The organism is Bacillus sp. 3G2, from assembly GCF_044324725.1.
In the GTDB taxonomy this organism is placed as follows: Bacteria; Bacillota; Bacilli; order Bacillales; family Bacillaceae_G; genus Bacillus_A; species Bacillus_A mobilis.
Genome location: NZ_CP172246.1, coordinates 4,346,748 through 4,365,556, shown reverse-complemented (window position 1 = coordinate 4,365,556; position 18,809 = coordinate 4,346,748). Strand labels below are relative to the sequence as shown.

15 protein-coding genes are annotated in these 18,809 nt (G+C 36.8%); 14 read left to right on the top strand and 1 reads right to left on the bottom strand.

Annotated features, from left to right (window positions below; genetic code table 11):
- Nucleotides 1–145 precede the first annotated feature (145 nt).
- The 5 genes from accD (at nt 146) to ACHZK0_RS22360 (ending at nt 5,463) form a co-directional block, all read left to right on the top strand.
- Nucleotides 146–1,015, top strand: a complete 870-nt coding sequence (gene accD, locus ACHZK0_RS22380; RefSeq protein WP_262740120.1) for an acetyl-CoA carboxylase, carboxyltransferase subunit beta — start codon at nt 146–148, stop codon at nt 1,013–1,015.
- On the top strand, nt 1,003–1,977 hold the full coding sequence (gene accA / locus ACHZK0_RS22375) for an acetyl-CoA carboxylase carboxyl transferase subunit alpha (RefSeq protein WP_000818786.1): 975 nt from the start codon (nt 1,003–1,005) through the stop codon (nt 1,975–1,977). Before accD ends, accA begins: the two co-directional genes overlap by 13 nt.
- A gap of 128 nt (nt 1,978–2,105) precedes the next feature.
- Nucleotides 2,106–3,065 carry a 6-phosphofructokinase gene (pfkA, locus tag ACHZK0_RS22370; protein ID WP_000821161.1) on the top strand — a complete coding sequence of 320 codons (960 nt, stop codon included), beginning with the start codon at nt 2,106–2,108 and terminating at the stop codon, nt 3,063–3,065.
- Nucleotides 3,066–3,118: 53 nt separating this feature from the next.
- A complete protein-coding gene (pyk, locus tag ACHZK0_RS22365; RefSeq protein WP_063262648.1) occupies nt 3,119–4,876 on the top strand; it encodes a pyruvate kinase in 1,758 nt (585 codons plus the stop codon).
- A 197-nt stretch (nt 4,877–5,073) separates the two neighbouring features.
- Nucleotides 5,074–5,463: an FxsA family protein gene (locus ACHZK0_RS22360; protein WP_097818355.1), complete on the top strand. Its 390-nt coding sequence runs from the start codon at nt 5,074–5,076 to the stop codon at nt 5,461–5,463.
- 628 nt (nt 5,464–6,091) lie between these two features.
- On the opposite strand, the gene ytvI is transcribed toward ACHZK0_RS22360, so the two are convergent.
- Nucleotides 6,092–7,210: a sporulation integral membrane protein YtvI gene (ytvI, locus tag ACHZK0_RS22355; RefSeq protein ID WP_001081377.1), complete on the bottom strand. Its 1,119-nt coding sequence runs from the start codon at nt 7,208–7,210 to the stop codon at nt 6,092–6,094.
- A 421-nt stretch (nt 7,211–7,631) separates the two neighbouring features.
- Between ytvI and ACHZK0_RS22350 the strand changes: the two genes are divergently transcribed.
- From ACHZK0_RS22350 to polA, 9 genes are all read left to right on the top strand, one after another.
- Nucleotides 7,632–8,093: a DUF441 domain-containing protein gene (locus tag ACHZK0_RS22350; RefSeq protein ID WP_000625507.1), complete on the top strand. Its 462-nt coding sequence runs from the start codon at nt 7,632–7,634 to the stop codon at nt 8,091–8,093.
- A 386-nt stretch (nt 8,094–8,479) separates the two neighbouring features.
- The gene (gene citZ / locus ACHZK0_RS22345) at nt 8,480–9,628 is read left to right on the top strand and encodes a citrate synthase (RefSeq protein ID WP_170956880.1); all 1,149 of its coding nucleotides are present in this window, start codon (nt 8,480–8,482) and stop codon (nt 9,626–9,628) included.
- A gap of 160 nt (nt 9,629–9,788) precedes the next feature.
- On the top strand, nt 9,789–11,081 hold the full coding sequence (icd, locus tag ACHZK0_RS22340) for an NADP-dependent isocitrate dehydrogenase (protein WP_000206899.1): 1,293 nt from the start codon (nt 9,789–9,791) through the stop codon (nt 11,079–11,081).
- Nucleotides 11,082–11,100: 19 nt separating this feature from the next.
- Nucleotides 11,101–12,039 (top strand): malate dehydrogenase, encoded by a 939-nt coding sequence (mdh, locus tag ACHZK0_RS22335; protein WP_000153234.1) that lies wholly within the window; start codon nt 11,101–11,103, stop codon nt 12,037–12,039.
- 216 nt (nt 12,040–12,255) lie between these two features.
- Nucleotides 12,256–12,729, top strand: coding sequence for a MaoC family dehydratase (locus ACHZK0_RS22330; protein ID WP_000914190.1), 474 nt, complete (start codon nt 12,256–12,258; stop codon nt 12,727–12,729).
- 289 nt (nt 12,730–13,018) lie between these two features.
- A complete protein-coding gene (locus tag ACHZK0_RS22325) occupies nt 13,019–13,255 on the top strand; it encodes a hypothetical protein (protein ID WP_262740118.1) in 237 nt (78 codons plus the stop codon).
- 159 nt (nt 13,256–13,414) lie between these two features.
- A complete protein-coding gene (gene phoP / locus ACHZK0_RS22320) occupies nt 13,415–14,134 on the top strand; it encodes a two-component system response regulator PhoP (RefSeq protein ID WP_061677044.1) in 720 nt (239 codons plus the stop codon).
- The gene (gene phoR, locus ACHZK0_RS22315; RefSeq protein WP_395760880.1) at nt 14,127–15,890 is read left to right on the top strand and encodes a sensory box histidine kinase PhoR; all 1,764 of its coding nucleotides are present in this window, start codon (nt 14,127–14,129) and stop codon (nt 15,888–15,890) included. Before phoP ends, phoR begins: the two co-directional genes overlap by 8 nt.
- Nucleotides 15,891–16,175: 285 nt before the next feature.
- Nucleotides 16,176–18,809: a DNA polymerase I gene (gene polA, locus ACHZK0_RS22310; protein ID WP_262740116.1), complete on the top strand. Its 2,634-nt coding sequence runs from the start codon at nt 16,176–16,178 to the stop codon at nt 18,807–18,809.

Below are 18,809 nucleotides of genomic sequence, written 5' to 3'. Positions count from 1 at the left end.
AACATTCTATCGCGTAGCGGTTAAAGTTAAACGTAAAGAGTGAGGTTATTAGACAGATTGAGAAGATAAGGCTAACATCAAACTTTGGTGTTAGCCCAATTTTCTTCTTGCGCTAACCTTAGCTCTCAACGAAGGGGGTCAAATTGTGCTAAGAGATTTATTCGTGAAAAAGAAAAAGTACGCTGCAATACCTTCAGAACAAGTACGAAAAGATGTACCGGATGGCGTTATGACAAAATGTCCGAAATGTAAAAAAATCATGTATACGAAAGAGGTTCTAAAAAATTTAAAAGTATGTGTGAATTGTGGATATCATCATCCTATGAATGCATGGGAACGTCTTGATAGTATATTGGACGAAGGGTCATTCCGTGAGTATGACAAAGAAATGGTTTCAGTAAATCCACTCGAGTTTCCAGGATACGAAGAGAAACTAGAGAGCGATCGTAAGAAGACTGAATTAAACGAAGCGGTTGTAACTGGTGAAGGAACAATTGATGACATGCTTGTTGTTGTTGCAGTAATGGATTCTCGTTTTCGAATGGGCAGCATGGGCTCTGTTGTAGGAGAGAAAATTGCCCGTGCAGTTGAAAAAGCATACGACTTACAAGTTCCATTTATTATCTTTACTGCGTCGGGTGGTGCCCGTATGCAAGAAGGGATATTAAGTTTAATGCAAATGGCAAAAACAAGCGTAGCTTTGAAAAAGCATAGTAATGCAGGAGGGTTATTTATTTCTGTTATGACTCACCCAACGACGGGCGGGGTTTCAGCGAGTTTCGCTTCACTTGGTGATTACAATCTTGCAGAGCCAGGTGCACTTATCGGATTTGCTGGTAGACGTGTAATTGAACAAACAGTGCGTGAGAAACTACCGGAAGATTTCCAAACGGCAGAATTTTTATTAGAGCACGGTCAATTAGATGCAGTGGTGCATCGTGATGATATGAGAGAATCGCTCCGTAAGATTTTAGAAGTTCATCAAGGAGGGGAAATGGCTGTATGGCAGAGCTAGAATTTGAGAAACCAGTTGTTGAGCTAAGAAATAAGATTCGTGAACTGAAAGACTATACGAAAAACAGCCAGATGGACTTCAGTGAGGAGATTCGTATTTTGGAAGACAAGTTAGAAAAATTAGAGGAAGATATATACGGCAATATGAAAGTATGGGACCGTGTTCAAATTGCTCGTCATGCAGAACGACCGACAACGCTCGATTATATTGAGCACTTATTTACTAATTTTTTTGAATGTCATGGAGATCGCCTATTTGGCGACGATGCAGCGATTGTCGGCGGCATTGCGAAATATAAGGGGATGCCAGTAACTGTAATTGGGCATCAACGCGGAAAAGATACGAAAGAAAATATCCGTCGTAATTTTGGGATGCCTCATCCAGAAGGATATCGAAAAGCACTGCGTCTAATGAAACAAGCGGAAAAGTTTAATCGTCCTATTATTTGTTTCATTGATACGAAGGGAGCTTATCCTGGTAAAGCAGCTGAAGAACGTGGACAAAGTGAAGCGATCGCCCGTAATTTATTTGAAATGGCGGGTTTAACTGTACCTGTTATTTGTATTGTTATCGGTGAAGGTGGTAGTGGTGGTGCGTTAGGTCTTGGAGTAGGAGATTACATTCATATGCTGGAAAATTCCACGTATTCTGTTATTACACCAGAGGGTGCGGCGGCAATTCTTTGGAAAGATGCTGGTAAAGCAAAAGAAGCTGCAGAAGCGATGAAAATTACAGCATTAGATTTGAAAGAATTAGGTGTAATTGACGAAATTATTCCAGAGGCAAAAGGCGGAGCACATCGTAATATTTTAAAACAATCAGAAAATATAGATTTAATGCTTAAGAAAACTTTTGAACAATTAAGCGGAATTTCGAAAGATGAATTAATCGAAAAACGTTATGAAAAATATATGAAAATTGGGCAAGTTTCGTTTTCAAACGCTTCCATTGGGATAAAATAATAAAAGCGTGCGTTCCTCTTCGCGAATGCACGTTTTTATTATGAAAAGACACATCTTCTCCATTGTGTTTTTATATTTTTTCGTGTTATTTTATTATAAGGCAAATAATCTTTATGAGGTGAGTACAAATGAAACGTATTGGTGTATTAACAAGTGGTGGAGATTCACCTGGTATGAATGCTGCCATTCGTGCAGTTGTTCGTAAAGCGATTTTCCATGATATTGAAGTATATGGTATTTACCATGGATACGCTGGTTTAATTTCTGGTCATATTGAAAAATTAGAACTTGGTTCTGTTGGCGATATTATCCACCGTGGTGGTACAAAATTATATACAGCAAGATGTCCTGAGTTTAAAGATCCAGAAGTACGACTAAAAGGTATCGAGCAATTAAAGAAACACGGTATCGAAGGACTTGTTGTTATTGGTGGAGATGGTTCTTACCAAGGTGCTAAAAAATTAACTGAACAAGGATTCCCATGTGTTGGTGTACCAGGTACAATCGACAATGATATTCCTGGAACAGACTTCACAATTGGTTTCGATACAGCTTTAAATACTGTTATTGATGCAATTGATAAAATTCGTGACACAGCTACATCTCATGAACGTACATATGTTATCGAAGTAATGGGACGTCATGCTGGAGATATCGCATTATGGGCTGGTTTAGCTGATGGTGCTGAAACAATTTTAATTCCAGAAGAAGAGTATGACATGGAAGATGTTATTGCTCGTCTGAAGCGTGGTAGTGAACGTGGTAAAAAACACAGTATTATCATTGTGGCTGAAGGTGTTGGAAGTGCAATTGACATCGGTAAGCATATTGAAGAAGCAACAAACTTTGATACTCGTGTAACTGTGTTAGGTCACGTACAACGTGGTGGATCACCAAGTGCACAAGACCGTGTATTAGCAAGTCGTCTTGGCGCAAGAGCAGTTGAATTATTAATTGCTGGTAAAGGTGGACGTTGTGTAGGTATTCAAGATAATAAACTTGTTGATCATGACATTATCGAAGCGTTAGCTCAAAAGCATACAATCGATAAAGATATGTATCAATTATCTAAAGAATTATCCATCTAATCGGCTTAATGTCGGATATTTGGGAACGGTTTCATAATTTTCGGAGGTGCAATATGCGTAAAACTAAAATTGTATGTACTATAGGTCCTGCTAGTGAAAGTATTGAGAAATTAGAACAATTAATCGAAGCGGGTATGAACGTTGCTCGTTTAAACTTCTCTCATGGTAGCCATGAAGAGCACGGCGCTCGTATTAAAAACATTCGTGAAGCTTCAAAGAAAACTGGTAAAACAGTTGGTATCTTACTTGATACAAAAGGTCCAGAAATCCGTACTCACGACTTCGTAGACGGACAAGCTGAGCTTGTAACAGGTGCAGAAGTAGTTCTTTCTACTGAGCAAGTATTAGGTACTGCAGAGAAGTTCTCTGTATCTTATGCTGGTCTTTATGACGATGTAGACCCAGGTTCTCGTATTCTAATCGATGACGGTCTTATCGAACTAGAAGTAATCGAAAAAGCTGACGGAAACATCCGTACAAAAGTTCTTAACAGCGGAACTGTAAAAAACAAAAAAGGTGTTAACGTACCAAACGTAAGCATTAAGCTTCCTGGTATCACTGAAAAAGACGTAAAAGATATCATTTTCGGTATCGAGCAAAAAGTTGATTTCATCGCAGCTTCATTCGTACGTAAAGCATCTGACGTATTAGAAATCCGTGAATTATTAGAAGAGCATAAAGCTCAATATATCCAAATCGTACCAAAAATCGAAAACCAAGAGGGTATCGATAACATCGATTCAATCTTAGAAGTTTCTGACGGTTTAATGGTAGCTCGTGGTGATATGGGTGTAGAAATTCCACCAGAAGAAGTACCATTAGTACAAAAACGTCTAATCAAAAAATGTAACGTGTTAGGTAAACCAGTTATTACTGCGACACAAATGTTAGATTCTATGCAACGTAACCCACGTCCAACTCGTGCGGAAGCAAGTGACGTAGCTAACGCAATCTTCGATGGTACAGATGCAATCATGCTTTCAGGTGAAACAGCTGCTGGTCAATACCCAGTAGAAGCAGTAACAATGATGGCTAACATTGCGGTACGTGTTGAAAAATCATTACAGTATGAAGATATGTTCAAAAAACGTATTAAAGAGTTCACTCCAACAATTACAGATGCAATTAGCCAATCTGTTGCGCATACAGCACTTGCTCTTGATGTAGCTGCAATCGTAGCTCCAACAGAAAGTGGATATACTGCGAAAATGATCTCTAAATACCGTCCAAAATCTCCAATCGTAGCTGTAACATCTGACGAGCAAGTAGGACGTCGTCTTGCACTTGTTTGGGGTGTACAAGCATTTATGGCTGGAAAACGTGCAGCGTCTACTGACGAAATGTTAGATACTGCAATTCAAACAGGTATGGATGCAGGTCTAATTGGACTTGGAGACACTGTAGTAATCACTGCTGGTGTACCAGTTGCTGAAACAGGTACAACAAACTTAATGAAAATCCACGTTGTTGGTGAAGAAGTTGCAAAAGGACAAGGAATCGGTCGTAAAGCTGCAAAAGGTAAAGTAGTTGTAGCGAAAACAGCTGCTGAAGCTGTAGCGAACGTAAACAAAGGTGATATCCTTGTTACAACAAGCACTGATAAAGATATGATTCCTGCAATTGAAAAAGCTGCTGCTCTAGTTGTAGAAGAAGGTGGCCTAACAAGCCACGCGGCTGTTGTAGGTGTATCAATCGGTATTCCTGTTATCGTTGGTGTAAACGGCGTAACAGCAACTTTAAAAAATGGCCAAGAAGTAACAGTTGATGCGGCACGCGGAATTGTTTATAATGGACATGCGGAAGTGCTATAAGTAATACGGAGAGAAGGATCGGAGTCCTTCTCTTTTTTTTACACAAAAATGAGGTATAACTAGCTTGAGACGTCTGAAATTGCTTTTAAAAGCTATTTATTATGAGGTTTGATAAGAAATGTATTCGGATTTTATATGGTGTATATGAGCGTTGTGAGGGCGTTTAAAGCGATGGTATATGAGAGGAGTGTAGAACTATGAAGTGGTTACTATTCTTGTTTATTTTAATACCGGCGATTGAGATTACAGTCTTAATTGGATCGAGTCATGTAATAGGTTTATGGTCTACGTTCGCTATGATTGTATTTACGGGTGTTGTAGGTGTCTATTTGGCGAAAAGGCAAGGATTTAAAGTACTTGGAGAGATTCAATCTAAGTTGAATAGAGGAGAAATGCCAGGAGCGGCAGTACTCGATGGTATTTTTATCTTTGTAGGAGGTATTCTTTTGGTACTTCCTGGATATGTAACGGATATAATAGGTTTGATCTTTGTTATCCCTGTGACGAGGGCTTTATTGAAGCCATTTGTTATGAAATGGATGGAATGGAAGTTTAGAAAGAACTCTACTATTATCGTTCAGAAATAGTGCTTAGATTATAGCGATCTAAGCACTATTTTTTTTGCCCGCAAAAGGATGGGGGTGGATGAAGCTCTGTTAATTAAAGTTTTGTTATATCATGCTTTAAAATTTGGTGAGTGCGAAGGAGTTAAGTGGAAGTTGGATTGCCCATGAAAGTTAATAATCGGTGGTGGGCAAAATTCTTATTAATCGTTGTCTTACTTTGTTGCATTCGCTATGTGTTTTGTGATTGGATATGTAATTTGGGGAGTTGGTAGCTTTTAATGAGTGTGCTGCAAGAAAAAAATGTGAACTCAAACTTGGTTTTGTATATAAAAAGAATCAATTGTCATCGAAAAAGTTAGATACGAGTAGGAAAGTTATTAGTTTAAGTCTCATTCTAAGTTGTTTTGTATATTTATTCATTTACATAAAAAGTAATAAATGTAAGTAATAATTATGAAAATGATAGAATAAATATGTAAAAAGACATCAAAATATGCGTTTTTTATACAAAAAAACAAGAGAATGATCCTTTTTGGGTGCAATTCTCTTGTTGGATGTAATGAGTATGAAAAATAAGTACAAGGAATAATCAGTGGGATTTTCCCCACTGATTACATGTAAGTTTTTGTTGTATATGAATTAGAAACCATTATTTTGAAGGTGAGCCTTTAATATATTTCCATAAATCATGGAATACACGAGCTTTGTGCAATGTATTAAGTAGTACTAAGGTGACTGGACCGATGATTAATCCTAAAAAGCCAAAGAGTTTAAAGCCGACAAATAGAGCAATCAGTGTTGCTAATGGATCGAGGCCGATATTAGAAGAAAGTACTTTAGGCTCCATAATTTGTCTTTGGACAATCACGACGATGTATAAGATGAGAAGACCGATGGCGAAAGCTGTGTCGCCAGTGAAAAATACGTATATAACCCAAGGAACGAAGACGGCGCCTGTTCCTAGATAAGGGAGTAAATCTACAACCCCTGTAATAATCGCGATAGTAATGGCGTATGGTACGCGTAATATTAACAGTCCGATTAGTACAATAACAGTTGTCATAGATACGAGTGTAAGTTGAGCTTTAACAAAACCAAATAAAGCTTTTCTTAAATCAACAAAAATAGTTTTTCCATAGCCATGAACACGATTGGGCAAAAATTTTCTTACTTTCTGAGCAAGACGGTGCCAATCGTAACTAATAAAGAAAGTGGCTAATAAAACGAATACAAGAACAGTTAAAGTTGTTGGTAATGCACTAATGAAATTTGTTAACCCGCTTATAATAGCAGTTAAAAGTTCTTTCATTTGCGTCGTTGCTTCGGTTCCTAAGTTTTGAATGTTTTGTGTAATCGTATAGCGCTGTGGTTCCCCAAGATGATTAAATTTAGAAATTAAATCATCATAGAGAGGCATAATATGATTAAGTGCAAATTGTTGCGCGAATGCAACGATATCTGGAAACTTTACTGTAACAAGTTGTAGTAAGTATGTTGTGGCAGATATTGCTTCTGTTACAAGGTATGTAACGAGTCCGACGATAGCTCCGAATACGAGAATTAAGCTAACGAGTACTGCTAGTGCGCGAGGAAATTGTAGTTTTTGATTAAGGAAATTGACGACAGGATTAATCAAATAAGCAAATGCGAAAGCGATAATAAAAGGGTAGATAAGTCCTGACATATATAGTAATGCATAGAACCCCGCTACCGTTGCTACAATGACAAATATGAGTCGCAATATCATATATAGTAAGTTTCGGTTCAAAGATGTATACCTCCCATTCCAGTTTGGATTATCCTAATTCGTTCAACTTATAACGAGTGTGTCGCCACTGATTAAAGTTTCACTTTATGTTATAGTGGAATGATGGATTTTCCCTGCTTTTTCAGTATATGAGTGACCGGAAAAGCTTGGTGTTGATGCTTCTACTATATGGTAAAAACTTCATTTTCTCTTCTTTTTATTTTACCTGTTTCTTATTAGAAAAGAAAGGAGAGACGACCGTTTTTAAAAATGTATACACGCTTAAATTTTTGATGGTTAGCGTTTCAATTTATCATTTTAAAATATGTAAAAAATGAAGTGGCTATTGTTGCATATACATCGATATAGCATGTATAACGATAGGTTTAAAGGTATTTTTGTTTGGAAATGAGTTCATTATTTTCAGAAAGGAAGTGCAAACATGATTAGTCAGTCAACGTTATTTTTATTCATACTACTTATTATAGGACTTATTGCGAAAAACCAATCGCTTACTGTAGCTATTGGTGTGTTGTTTTTATTGAAATTTACGTTTTTAGGGGACAAAGTCTTTCCTTATCTACAAACGAAAGGGATTAACCTTGGTGTTACGGTTATTACAATAGCAGTGCTCGTACCGATTGCGACGGGGGAAATAGGTTTTAAACAACTTGGAGAAGCGGCGAAATCGTATTACGCATGGATTGCTTTAGCTTCAGGGGTAGCGGTTGCTTTGTTAGCGAAAGGCGGCGTACAATTATTGACGACGGATCCTCATATTACAACTGCGCTCGTTTTCGGTACAATTATAGCGGTTGCTTTATTTAATGGAGTTGCTGTAGGTCCATTAATTGGGGCTGGAATTGCCTATGCAGTTATGAGTATTATACAGATGTTTAAATAAGAAATTTTATAGTAATATAAAATTTTTGAATTCTTTCTGTTCACAAAAGTCAGATAATTGTTTATAATAGGATTAGAAACTTTGAAAAGTTACATAACAGCAGAGACTTTACACCAGATAAAATAAAAACAACATAAAACAATTTTATAATGATATTGTTTTATGTTGTTTTTATCATAAAACTCTTCGGAATTAATTTTCCTCACTAACTTGTTGTTTTGAGCGTGAGGATTCGGGGAGACATTCACGCTCATGCTTTCCATGTAAGCAATGGACATAAGAGGGGAACATCGCAACAAATTTGCATGATCGTGCATTTTGCTTGCCTAAAGAGTGAACGGGCGTTCATAATTCAAAAGGGGAGCAAATAGATATAAGGAGCAAGGTTGGGAGAATTTTCAGGAAAAGGAGAGAATGTCATGACTGTTATTCGAGGTTTAGAAGGGGTAGTAGCAACAACATCATCTGTGAGCTCTATTATTGATGATACATTAACGTATGTTGGGTATAATATTGATGATTTAGCTGAGAATGCTACATTTGAAGAAGTAGTGTACTTATTATGGCATCGCAAGCTTCCTAATGAACAAGAACTAGCGAAATTTAAAGAGACTGTATCGGAATACTATAAAGTTCCAGGTGAGATTTTAACATATTTGAAACAAGTAGATTTAAAAATTGCACATCCGATGTCTGTTTTACGAACTGCAATTTCCATGCTATCATTATACGATGAGAGCGCTGAAATTATGGATGAAAACTCCAATTATTTGAAAGCGGTTAAATTGCAGGCTCAAGTAGGAACTTTAGTTGCTGCTTATGCAAGAATTCGTAAAGGTTTAGATGTTGTTGAGCCTAGAAACGATTTATCATTAGCTGCAAACTTCTTGTATATGTTAAATGATCGCGAGCCAAATGAAGTTGAAATTGAAGCTTTTGATAAGGCACTTGTACTTCATGCAGATCATGAGTTAAATGCTTCTACATTTACTGCACGTGTTTGTGTAGCTACACTGTCAGATGTATATTCTGGTATTACGGCAGCAATCGGTGCGTTAAAAGGTCCTCTTCACGGCGGGGCAAATGAAAATGTAATGAAGATGTTAACTGAAATTGGCGAAGAAGAAAATGTAGAATCATATATTCATAATGCTCTTCAAAATAAAGTGAAAATCATGGGCTTTGGCCACCGTGTATATGAGCAGGGTGATCCGCGTGCGAAACATTTACGCGAAATGTCCAAGAGATTATGCGTGCTTTTAGGAGAAGACAAATGGTATAATATGTCTATCAAAATTGAAGACATTGTAACAAAAGAAAAAGGTCTTCCACCAAATGTTGATTTCTATTCAGCTTCTGTATACCATTGTTTAGGAATTGACCATGACTTATTTACACCTATTTTTGCAATTAGCCGTATGTCAGGCTGGTTAGCTCATATTCTAGAACAATATGAAAACAACCGTTTAATCCGTCCACGTGCTGATTATAATGGGCCAACACATCAAGTGTATGTTCCAATTGCACAACGATAAGCGAAAAACACTATTTTGATAGTGAAAATACGCTTTCAAAAGTCTGATTTTTTCGGAAAGACGTAATGATTAGAATATTTTAATTTGAATAACGGTTTGAACTGAGGGGTTATTCCCTCAGTTTCATACATATGAAATTTCAAACATGGGGGTTATCACATTGACGACAGGTGAAAAAATTACTGTAACTAACGGTGTTATGAATGTACCAAACAATCCGATTATTCCATTTATCGAAGGAGATGGAATTGGTCCTGATATTTGGGCAGCTGCATCTCGTGTACTAGAAGCAGCAGTTGAAAAAGCTTATGATGGTGAGAAGAAAATCGTTTGGAAAGAAGTGCTTGCAGGGGAAAAAGCATTCAACCAAACAGGCGAGTGGTTACCAGAAGAAACTTTAAATTTAATCCGTGAATATTTAATCGCGATTAAAGGTCCACTTACAACTCCAGTTGGCGGTGGTATTCGTTCTCTAAACGTAGCACTTCGTCAAGAGTTAGATTTATATGTATGTCTACGTCCAGTTCGTTATTTTGAAGGTGTTCCTTCACCTGTAAAACGTCCGGAAGATACTGATATGGTTATTTTCCGTGAGAATACAGAAGACATTTATGCTGGAATTGAATATGCACAAGGATCTCCAGAAGCAGAAAAAGTTCTTGCTTTCTTAAAAGAAGCAATGGGTGTTAATAAAATCCGCTTCCCAGAAACATCTGGTATTGGTATTAAACCAATCTCAGAAGAAGGGACAAAGCGTCTTGTTCGTGCTGCAATTCAATATGCAATTAACGAAAAACGTTCTTCTGTTACATTAGTTCATAAAGGAAACATTATGAAATTTACAGAAGGTGCTTTCAAAAACTGGGGTTACGAAGTAGCGGAACAAGAATTCGGCGACAAAGTATTTACTTGGGCTGAATATGACCGTATCGTTGAGAAAGATGGTAAAGATGCAGCGAATAAAGCGATGGCAGATGCTGAAGTGGCTGGAAAAATCATCGTAAAAGATTCGATTGCAGACATCTTCTTACAACAAATTTTAACTCGTCCACGTGAGTTCGATGTTGTTGCAACAATGAACTTAAACGGAGACTATATCTCTGATGCACTTGCTGCACAAGTAGGTGGAATTGGTATTGCACCTGGTGCAAACATTAACTATGTGACTGGACATGCTATCTTTGAAGCTACACACGGTACAGCTCCAAAATATGCAGGGTTAGACAAAGTAAACCCATCTTCAGTTCTTCTTTCAGGTGTATTATTATTAGAGCACTTAGGATGGAACGAAGCTGCGAAATTAGTAACTGCTTCTGTTGAGAACACAATTGCTTCAAAAGTAGTAACTTATGATTTCGCACGCTTAATGGAAGGTGCAACAGAAGTGAAATGTTCTGAGTTCGCTAATGAACTTATTAAAAACATGGATGTAGCGATAATCAAAAACGCATAATTAAAGCGGGGGGTAAATTATGACAATCAAACGCAAGAAAGTTTCAGTCATCGGTGCAGGATTTACAGGAGCAACAACAGCATTCTTATTAGCACAAAAAGAACTTGCAGATGTTGTATTAGTGGACATTCCACAACTGGAAAATCCAACAAAAGGGAAAGCGTTGGATATGTTAGAAGCGAGCCCAGTACAAGGTTTTGATGCTAACATTATTGGAACATCTGATTACGCAGATACTGCTGATTCTGACGTTGTCGTTATTACAGCAGGTATTGCACGTAAGCCTGGTATGAGCCGTGATGACTTAGTAGCAACAAACTCTAAAATTATGAAAAGTATTACGCGCGACATTGCAAAACATTCACCAAATGCGATTATTGTTGTATTAACAAATCCAGTTGATGCAATGACATATTCTGTATTTAAAGAAGCAGGATTCCCGAAAGAGCGTGTTATCGGTCAATCGGGCGTATTAGATACAGCTCGTTTCCGTACATTTATTGCACAAGAATTAAATCTTTCTGTGAAAGACATTACAGGATTTGTTCTTGGTGGCCACGGTGACGATATGGTACCTCTTGTACGTTATTCTTATGCAGGTGGCATTCCGTTAGAAACGTTAATTCCGAAAGAGCGTTTAGAAGCAATCGTAGAACGTACCCGTAAAGGTGGCGGCGAAATTGTAGGCTTATTAGGAAACGGTAGTGCATATTACGCACCAGCTGCTTCTTTAGTTGAAATGACAGAAGCAATCTTAAAAGATCAACGCCGTGTATTACCGGCTATTGCGTACCTTGAAGGTGAATATGGTTATAGCGACCTTTACTTAGGGGTACCAGTAATTCTAGGTGGTAACGGAATTGAGAAAATTATTGAATTAGAACTTCTTGCAGATGAAAGAGAAGCGTTAGATCGCTCTGTAGAATCTGTACGTAATGTTATGAAGGTTCTTGTTTAATAATTAAATATAAGCGGAAAAAGATTCGGGGCCCCGAATCTTTTTCTACTATTTATTCAAATGTTTTTTTGAAATAATATGAAAACGCTATCATTTGGTGTATCCTATAATGAAACTATAGATTTATACTATACATTGCCCTCATCATAGTAAATTTCGGATTAGGTATCGGTTTTAGTAGGATAATAAGGTGGAAAAATCGGAGGGGGTTGTAACATGTTAAAGAAAAAAGTTCAAATTGGTCGTAGAATGGATGAAATTACAGTAGGAGAGAAATTATCTATCACTGAAAAAATTGAGGATAAAGATTTGTTATTGTACTTAGGGTTAACGAATGATGCCAATCCATTATATATTCAGCATGATTACGCATCCCAAACTCCGTATGAAAAGCCGATTGTACCAAGCATTATGCTAACGGGAATGATTACAACGGCAGTTACGAAATATTTACCAGGTCCAGGTAGTCATATTACAAGGAAGGACCTTACGTTCGTGAAGCATGTTCACCATTATGAAACGTTACAAATCCACTTTGAAGTTGTGGCTGTTTCCGAGGAGGAACATACAATTGATATGCTTGTATCTGCCCATGATGAAAAAGGAGAAACGGTTGTAAAGGGCTCTTTAACAGTAACGCCACCTTTTAAATCAGTTTCTATTATGGAAAAAGCATTAGATAATTTTTAAAACATGAAAATATGAATAGCGCTAGCATACCTTTCTATAAGGGAGCTAGCGCTATTTTTAGTTGAAGAATCCTTGTGTGAATCCTTCGGCGAAATCGGAACAACCTGTTTTAATCGTGTCCCAGCTTGGGACGTTGAATGTAAGAATGCACGTTACTATTAAAGATAGAATAGGTAGCACTAGTCGCATAATAGAGTCTCCTTATCTTTTATATTAGGATTTTTAGATTAACAATATTTACTATATCGTGATTTGATAATTGAAGTCAATTGAAGGAGTGGTTTTTAAGATGAGATGGAAAAGAGAAGACGTTATCTTTGAAACGATAAGAGAAGCTGAAGTGTGGGCAGACGGGGTCGCGAATGAAATGTATGGAAGAGTATTTGATGGATATGAAACGCTAGACTATAAAGTAGCGTATGCTCTTGCGTTTTTGTTAGCGCAAAATCGAGAATTTAATATTCATACGGAAGTAGAATTTAATGAAACTATAGAAGTGTATAAAGTATGGATAACAATAAGTTAATTAAGCCAAGTGTAATTGTTTTTAGGAATAATGATAGTACAAATGAGCTTCATGTATAGACAATTATATTGAGAGGGACCTTGTTTTCTAGTATGATGAGAATAACGGGGAAAATACTAGGATGAAGAAGGTTTCAAGTCTATAACTTGGAGGAAAAGAATGAACAATCGTATTTTAGTAGTTGATGATGAGGAGTTTATCTTAACTTTAATTGAATTTAATCTACAACAAGCTGGGTTTGAAGTAATAACAGCGATGGATGGAGAAATGGCGCTTCAAAAAGCGACAACAGAACGCCCAGATTTAATTATATTAGATTTAATGCTTCCAAAAATGGATGGTATGGAAGTGTGTAAAGAATTACGATTGCAGCGCGTTATGACGCCGATTTTAATGTTAACAGCAAAAGATGATGAATTTGATAAGGTGCTAGGTCTTGAACTTGGGGCAGATGATTATATGACGAAGCCATTTAGCCCAAGGGAAGTTGTTGCGCGTGTGAAGGCAATTTTGCGCCGCACGAAATTGCAACAAGAAGAACAAGTTAAAGAAACATCAGATGAAGAGAGCATCACAATTGCTGAACTTAAAATTTTGCCGGAATTTTATGAGGCTTATTTCCAAGGAAGAAAGCTTGAATTAACACCAAAAGAATTTGAACTACTTGTTTATCTTGCGAAAAATAAAAGTCGCGTGTTGACACGTGATCAATTATTAAGTGCTGTATGGAACTATGATTTTGCTGGTGATACACGAATTGTTGATGTTCATATTAGCCATTTGCGCGATAAAATTGAACAAAATACGAAAAAACCGACGTACATTAAAACGATACGTGGTTTAGGATATAAATTAGAGGAGCCAAAAGGGGATGAATAAATTTCGTTCCAGGCTTCTTTTTACATTTGTTTCTCTTATTGTTTTTATTTTAGTTGGACTAGGTTTATTGCTGGAAACTGTGTTTGAAAACTACTATATAGAACATGCCAAAGAGAGAATGGTAAAAGAGACAGAGTATGTTGCAGTATTAGCAGAAGAACAAGGTTTTGATGATGTTTTAAAAAATCCATATGTATTTGAAAAGTTAGAAGAAAAAATACAGGCGTCTATTGCATTTGTAGATGAAAAAAAGAAAGTGCAATATAGCGGCGGAGAACAGTCTGCGTTTAGCCAAGGGATGATGAAAGAACTTACTTCTGAAACAACGAAACAAAGAAATAAAGTCATTACGAAAGAAACAGATCAGAATAATGAATTTTACCATGCGGTATTCGTTCAGGATGTAGCAGGGAAACAAGGATACATTTTGGTGAAAAGTACAATTGAGCCTTTGAAAGCTGTTCATCAAAAAACGTGGGGATTATTAATTATCGGATTTGTTATCGCTTGTCTCGTAGTCGTATTTTTAGGTATGAAAATTACAGGGCAATATATTAGGCCGATTGAATCCGTTACGAAAGTGGCTATCGAATTAGCGAAGGGAAATTATAAAGCGCGCGCTTATGAAAGTCATTCGGATGAAACGGGAATGCTGAGTAAAGCGATTAATATTTTAGCCCGTAATTTACAAGAGATGACACTTGAGCAAGAAATGCAACAGGATCGTCTGCATACGTTAATTGAAAATATGGGAAGCGGAATGATTTTAATTGATAGCCGCGGTTATATAAACCTTGTAAACCGTTCGTATAAGGAGACTTTCCACGTAACAGATGAAGAATATTTAGATCGTTTATATTATGAGTCGTTTCATCATACAGAAATTATAGAGCTCGTGGAAGAAATCTTTATGACAGAAGTGAAAGTGCGTAAACAAATATTATTGCCGCTTGGAATTGAGCGAAAGCATTTTGAAGTATATGGAGCACCGATTATCGGGACGAACCATGAATGGAAAGGGATTGTCCTTGTATTCCATGACATTACTGAGCTAAAGAAATTAGAACAAATGAGAAAAGACTTTTTAGCGAATGTTTCTCATGAACTAAAGACACCGATTACTTCTATTAAAGGTTTTTCAGAAACGCTCTTGGACGGAGCTATGGATAATAAAAAATTCTGCGAACATTTCTTGCACATTATTTTAAAAGAAAGTGAACGCATGCAAGGGTTAATTGAAGATTTATTAGATTTATCAAAGATTGAGCAACAAGGATTTAAATTGAGTATGGGGACCGTTGATATGAAGGGACTTCTTGAAGACATTCATATGGTGCTTGATAACAAAGCAGGAGAAAAAGAAATTTCTTTACAAGTAAATGCGCTAAAAGGAGTCTCGGTCATTGGAGATCCGAGTCGTTTGAAGCAAATCTTTATTAATTTAATAAATAACGCAATCGTATACACGCCGGCTGGAGGCGTTGTTTCTGTAGAATTAGCAGAAGATAAATATAATGCTTATATAAAAGTATCGGATACGGGAATTGGTATTAGTAAAGATGAAATTCCGCGTATTTTTGAACGCTTTTACCGAGTGGATAAAGCGAGAAGTAGAAATACTGGTGGTACAGGCCTTGGGTTATCAATTGTAAAGCATTTAGTTGAGGCACATCACGGTACGATTACAGTGGATAGTGAAGTTGGGGAAGGGACAACATTTACAGTTGTTTTACCAAAATCAGCAACTGAAAAATAGGATGAAGGATGTTTACAATATATTAACAATGGCTTAATTAAATATTAATAAAGGTCTGTTAATATAATACATGAAAACCCCTTCATCCAAGGAGTAATTTTGGACGAGAATAGTTATGCTGTTCTCGTCACTTCCCTTTTATATTAGTAAACGTTTGTATATATGATAGAAAATAGCCGTTATTTTTCTTCTCTCTATTAGTCATGTTAATATAGAGAGAGGAAAGGAACGGTTTTTTTTTCTGTGAAAAAAATCATTTCAAATTTGTATGGGGAGGTTTCTGTTTTGGAAAAAAAGGTCGTATTAGTAGATGGTAATAATATCGCGTATCGTGCTTTCTTTGCACTACCGCTTTTAAATAACGACAAAGGTATACATACGAACGCAATTTACGGTTTTACAATGATGTTAATGAGAATATTAGAGGAAGAAAAACCGACGCATATGTTAGTAGCGTTTGATGCGGGTAAAACGACATTCCGTCATAAAACGTATAGTGATTATAAAGGAGGACGTCAAAAGACTCCACCTGAATTGTCAGAGCAATTCCCGTTTATTCGTGAGATGCTTGATGCATTCAACGTACCGCGTTATGAATTAGAAAATTATGAAGCGGATGACATTATGGGAACGCTAGCGAAAGAAGCAAGTGAACAAGGAGCAAATGTAAAAGTTATTTCAGGAGATAAAGATTTACTTCAGCTTGTTTCTGATAACACGCTTGTATGCATTCCTCGAAAAGGGATTACGGAAGTAGATGAATATACGAAAGAAGCTTTATTTGAGAAATACAGCTTATCACCAAAGCAAATTATCGATATGAAAGGTTTAATGGGAGACCAATCAGATAATATTCCAGGGGTACCAGGAGTTGGTGAAAAAACTGCGATTAAATTGTTAACACAGTTTGGAACGGTTGAAGAAGTGTATGAAAATATAGAGCAAGTAAGCGGGAAAAAATTAAAAGAAAAGCTAGAAGCAAATAAAGACCAAGCTCTTATGAGTAAAGATCTTGCAACTATTATTACAGATGCGCCGATTACAGTGCATGTGGATGATATGGAGTATAAAGGATATGAAGCAAGTGATGTCATTCCAATGTTCGAGAATTTAGGATTTACATCTCTTTTAAATAAATTAGGTGTTACGCCAGAAGAAACGGCTCCAGCTGAATTAGATGATATTACATTTGATATTGTGGAAGAAGTTACAGAAGAAATGCTTCAGCAAGATAGTGCGCTTATTGTTGAAGTGCAAGAAGATAACTATCATAAAGCGGACATTCAAGGTTTTGGTATTCAAAATGAAAATGGTTGTTACTTTATTCAGAAGGACATTGCATTTGCATCTGATGCTTTTAAAGAGTGGCTTGCAGATGGAGAAATGAGAAAGCATACATTTGATGCGAAGCGTGCGATTGTGGCACTCAAATGGAATGATATAGATATGCAAGGGATTGACTTTGATCTATTAATCGCTGCTTATTTACTTGACCCAGCTGATACGGATAAAGATTTCCGTACTGTAGCGAAAATGAAAGAAACGCATGCCGTGAAATCCGATGAAGAAGTTTACGGAAAAGGTGCAAAGCGTGCTGTTCCAGAGCTAGAAGTAGTAGCGGAGCATGTAGCTCGTAAAGTGCACGTATTATATGATGTAAAGCAAACATTCGCAGAAGAGTTACAAAAGAATGAGCAATATGAACTGTTTACAGAGTTAGAATTACCACTTGCGCGTGTATTAGCTGATATGGAAGTAAAAGGTGTAAAAGTTGATACGGAGCGTCTTCGTAATATGGGAGAAGAACTTGCAGGTAGATTAAAGGAAATGGAACAGGAAATTTATAAGCTTGCGGGAACAGAATTTAATATTAATTCACCGAAGCAGCTTGGTGTTATTCTGTTTGAGAACTTAAACTTACCGGTTATTAAAAAGACGAAAACAGGTTATTCTACGTCAGCTGATGTACTAGAAAAGCTTATGGATCGCCATGAAATCATTCCAAATATTTTACATTATCGTCAATTAGGGAAACTAAATTCAACTTATATCGAAGGTTTATTAAAAGTTGTACACGAAGATTCATCTAAAATTCATACTCGTTTCAATCAAGTATTAACGCAAACAGGTCGATTAAGTTCAACGGATCCGAACTTGCAAAATATCCCGATTCGATTAGAAGAAGGAAGAAAGATTCGTCAGGCATTTGTTCCATCAGAAGAAGGATGGATTATGTACGCGGCAGATTATTCGCAAATTGAACTTCGTGTATTAGCTCATATTGCAAATGATAAAGGGCTAGTTGACGCGTTCCAACATGACATGGATATTCATACGAAAACAGCTATGGATGTATTTGGCGTTGAAAAAGATGAAGTAACTTCAAATATGAGACGACAAGCGAAAGCTGTTAACTTCGGAATTGTGTATGGTATTAGTGACTACGGTCTTTCACAAAACTTAGGAATTACAAGAAAAGCAGCAGCGGAATTTATTGAAAAGTATTTAGAAAGCTTCCCTGGTGTACAAGAATACATGGACGACATCGTAAAAGATGCAAAACAAAAAGGATATGTGGCTACATTATTAAATCGCCGTCGTTATATTCCGGAAATTACGAGTCGTAATTTCAATTTACGTAGCTTTGCTGAGCGTACAGCTATGAATACACCAATTCAAGGTACTGCAGCAGATATCATTAAAAAAGCGATGATTATTATGGCAGATCGTTTAGAAGAAGAAGGATTACAAGCGCGTCTTCTTCTGCAAGTACACGATGAATTGATATTTGAAGCGCCACAAGAAGAAATTGAAAAATTAGAGAAGCTTGTACCAGAAGTAATGGAGCATGCGATTGAACTTGCAGTTCCGCTGAAAGTTGATTATTCTTACGGTCCAACTTGGTACGACGCAAAATAA